The organism is Massilia sp. P2_C2 (genome assembly GCF_056404615.1).
The window spans coordinates 1-3,555 of record NZ_JBFUDR010000457.1 but is presented as its reverse complement, the minus strand read 5'-3'; the positions used below and the strand labels follow the sequence as shown (position 1 = coordinate 3,555).

Annotated in this window: 6 protein-coding genes; 5 read left to right on the top strand and 1 reads right to left on the bottom strand. The window is 63.7% G+C overall.

The window, feature by feature from the left end; all coding sequences use genetic code 11:
* Positions 1 to 376: 376 nt before the first annotated feature.
* From AC1DYX_RS29285 to AC1DYX_RS29265, 5 genes are all read left to right on the top strand, one after another.
* The gene (locus AC1DYX_RS29285) at positions 377 to 904 is read left to right on the top strand and encodes a GNAT family N-acetyltransferase (protein ID WP_477265453.1); all 528 of its coding nucleotides are present in this window, start codon (positions 377 to 379) and stop codon (positions 902 to 904) included.
* Positions 905 to 1,009: 105 nt separating this feature from the next.
* Positions 1,010 to 1,669, top strand: coding sequence for a YcbK family protein (locus AC1DYX_RS29280; protein WP_477265451.1), 660 nt, complete (start codon positions 1,010 to 1,012; stop codon positions 1,667 to 1,669).
* A 129-nt stretch (positions 1,670 to 1,798) separates the two neighbouring features.
* Positions 1,799 to 2,074 carry a DUF378 domain-containing protein gene (locus AC1DYX_RS29275; protein WP_477265449.1) on the top strand — a complete coding sequence of 92 codons (276 nt, stop codon included), beginning with the start codon at positions 1,799 to 1,801 and terminating at the stop codon, positions 2,072 to 2,074.
* A gap of 3 nt (positions 2,075 to 2,077) precedes the next feature.
* Complete coding sequence (locus AC1DYX_RS29270; RefSeq protein ID WP_477265447.1) at positions 2,078 to 2,536, top strand: metallophosphoesterase family protein; 459 nt, start codon at positions 2,078 to 2,080, stop codon at positions 2,534 to 2,536.
* 63 nt (positions 2,537 to 2,599) lie between these two features.
* A complete protein-coding gene (locus tag AC1DYX_RS29265) occupies positions 2,600 to 3,028 on the top strand; it encodes a hypothetical protein (RefSeq protein WP_029757287.1) in 429 nt (142 codons plus the stop codon).
* A gap of 34 nt (positions 3,029 to 3,062) precedes the next feature.
* Here AC1DYX_RS29265 and AC1DYX_RS29260 read toward each other — a convergent pair.
* Positions 3,063 to 3,555, bottom strand: a 493-nt coding sequence (locus AC1DYX_RS29260) for a 4Fe-4S dicluster domain-containing protein (RefSeq protein WP_477265444.1), incomplete at its 5' end; no start/stop codon positions are given.

Genomic DNA, 3,555 nt, shown 5'->3' with positions numbered 1-3,555 from the left:
TCCTTGTACAGTTCGCGCGCCACGTCGTACGACACGTTCAGCAGTTCGACGTCGGCGGCATGTGCGGTGAATGGTAGCACGGCACTGCCAAATGCCAGCGCCAGCAGTGCCTGGCGCAGCGAGGAAACGGATGGGATCGCCATATGGTTTTTCCTTATTAAACCTCTCTTGGGTGAATCATGATCGGTTAAAAAATAACAAAACGAAAGCATATTTTTATCATATGCTTAGACGCACTATGTCCCATGCATACGTTTCCGGTCCGTCCAAAGCAGGCAAATCGTCTTTAGGTTATAGTCCGGCCTTCTGCTGTTGGGCCGGCCTCCGGCCTCCGGCCTATTGAATCACCGTTTGTTCGAGGTTGACGCTGAAAACCATGGGTATCGACATTCGCCAGGCAACACCGAATGATGCGCCGGCGGCCTGCGGGCTGCTGCGCCGTTCGATCGAGGAGGGCTGCGTGCGGGATTACGGCGGCCGTCCCGAGATCCTGCAGGCCTGGCTTGGCAACAAGACGACCCGGAATGTGCTTGGCTGGCTGTCGTCGCCCAGCAACTTTGTCGTCGTGGCAGAACGCGAGGAAAAGGGCAGGCGGGAGGTGGTCGGGCTCGCGCTGCTGAACCAGGCCGGCAAGGTGGCCTTGTGCTATGTCCGGCCGGACCTGTTGCGTAATGGCGTCGGGCGGGCGCTCGTCTGCGCGCTGGAAGGGCAGGCGCGGGCGTGGAATATCCGCAAGGTGCACATGCAGAGCCCGGGATCCGCCAGCGGCTTTTTCGAACGCCTCGGGTATGTCAACGCCGGCAAGGACAAGGCCTGTTTCGGTCTCGAATGCGACTTCCTGTGGAAACAACTCGACGCCGAAACGGTGCCGGCACGTAAGAGATTTTGCAATTGCAGCCAATGAGCTGCGCCATGTCTGTATCGTTGTGTAACATTACGCGACGTGAACTCATCTTTTTTCGGCGGGGCGCTTGCGCTATAGTACGCGGGTTGCAATGATGAGTTTGTTATGGCTTCCCGCAGAGATTTTCTACACCAAGGCTTGCGCCTGACCGCGCTGGGACTCGTCGCCGTCCCGCTGCTCGACGCGCACGCGGCACCAGCGAGCAACCGCGACCAGCTCGACGCCCCGAGCACCGAGATGGAACCGCCTCCCGATCTGTTCGATGCCCAGGTCGTCGACATCGACTTCTGGGTCAAGCCGCGCACGCTCTCCGTGATCCGTCCGGCCAGCGGCGAGAAGGCCAGTGTCATGTACTGGAAGGATGGCGAGGTGATCGACTCCGCCTACCAGGAACTGTGCCATCTGTTGCGCGACGTGAACGGCAAGGCGGCCATCCCCATCGACCCGAAACTGATCGAGACCTTGTGGGCCTCGCAGGCCTTCGTCGCGCGCTACGGCCTCGACCGTCCGCTCGAGATCCTGTCCGGCTACCGTACGCCGGCCTCCAACAACCGCCTGATCGAACAGGGCGTGCCGGCCGCGCGCCAGTCGCTGCACATGTCCGGCAAGGCGGCCGACGTCCGCATCGCCGGCCTCACCGAGGAAGTGCTGGGCGGGCTCGTGAAGAGCTTCCGCAAGGGCGGCGTCGGCTTCTACTACCGCTCCGGCCCCAGGGGCGGCTGGATCCACACGGATACCGGCCTGAACCGCACCTGGAAGGGCTGAGCGTCCGGTCGCGCCGCCGGTTCCTGGACGGATAAGCGGCGCAGACCTCCTGCGTTTTTGCTATCTTGATTGAACGGCATGCGCCGGGTCGGATCAAATCTTTCCCTGAAGGAGGACATGATGGCAACCATGAACGCACCCACGATGGAACGCCGGCACCTGCCGGAACGCCGCGCTTCCGTGCGCGAGGGCACGACGGTAATGACCGGACTCGACTATCTCGCGATGGCCCTGCTGATCATCGGCGGCCTGAACTGGGCGATGGTGGGTCTGTTCGACGTGGACGTCGTCGCCACGCTGTTCGGCGCCGGCAGCCCGGCCAGCCGCGTCGTGTACGTCGTCGTCGGCCTGGCGGCCCTGTATTCGATCTATACGGCGACCAAGCTGAGCCGTCACCATCATTGATGCATGCGGATCGGCCTGATTTCCGACACGCATGGCCTGCTGCGGCCGGAGGCGCTGGATTTCCTCGCTGGTGCCGACCACATCGTCCATGGTGGCGACATCGGCGGCCCGGAGATCCTCGAGCGCCTGGCGGCCATCGCGCCGCTGACGGTCGTGCGCGGCAACAATGACACGGCCCCGTGGGCGCGCGCGATTCCGGAAACGGCCCGCGTCGACTTCGGTCCCGTGGCGCTGTACGCCATCCACGACCTGAAGCAACTCGCCATCGATCCGCGCGCGGCCGGGGTGCGGGTCGTGGTGTCCGGCCACTCGCACCGCCCGGCCTGCGTCGAGCGCGAGGGCGTGCTGTACGTGAACCCGGGCAGCGCCGGCCGGCGCCGCTTCAGCCTGCCGATTGCGGCCGCCGAGTTGCGCATCGATGGCGATGCCGTCGCTGCAAAGCTCGTGACACTCGTGGCCTGATGCCTTAGCATACGCGCCGCATGCGGTCCGCATGTACTTCCTCAAGCCTGATCGACCAGACTCATGACATCCGACGCCAACCCGAATTCCGACGCGACCGCCAGCGATCGTCCCCGTTTCCGTCCCGTCCCGTGGACGCCGCTCGAGACGCCGCAGGACGTCGAGCTGTGGATCGACGAACACAACCGCACGATGCAGGAACTCGTCAAGCCGCAGGAGACGGGCGTCGGCGTGCGCTTCCGCCTCGCGCCCGGCGGCGACATCTACATGCACACGGCGGCGGATGCCGTCATCCTCGACGTCGAACCGGATGCAGGCTGGGTCGCGCCATTGATCATGGCCGCGACGGGCGCCGAACAGCCGGCCGGCAATATCTGGGTGCTGCCGGACGACAAGCTCGTGCAATTGCTGCTGGGCCTGTCCACGCTCGTGGAGAGCTCGCTGATCGTCACGGGACACAATTTCGGCAAGCATGGCCGAAGGATGTACTGACAAACGAAAACGGCGCCGCAGCGCCGTTCGAGCATCACATGTTCGGGTAGTTCGGCCCGCCGCCGCCTTCCGGCGTGACCCACACGATGTTCTGCGTCGGGTCCTTGATGTCGCAGGTCTTGCAGTGCACGCAATTCTGCGCATTGATCTGGAGGCGCTCGCCGCCAGGGTTAGATGCGTCATCCGTCTTCACGAATTCGTACACGCCCGCCGGGCAGTAGCGCTGCTCCGGACCCGCGAACTTCGCCAGGTTCACCTCGACCGGCACGTTCGGGTTCTTCAACGTCAGATGCACGGGCTGGTCTTCCGCATGGTTCGTGTTCGAGATGAACACCGAGGACAGGCGGTCGAACGTCAGCTTGCCGTCCGGCTTCGGATAGACGATGGGCTGGAAATCGGATGCCGGGCGCAGGCATTCGTGGTCCGCGTGATTGTGGTGCAGGGTCCACGGCGCCTTGCCCTTGAACACGATCTGGTCGATGCCGACCATGATGGAGCCCATGACCAGGCCCTTGCTCATCCAGGGC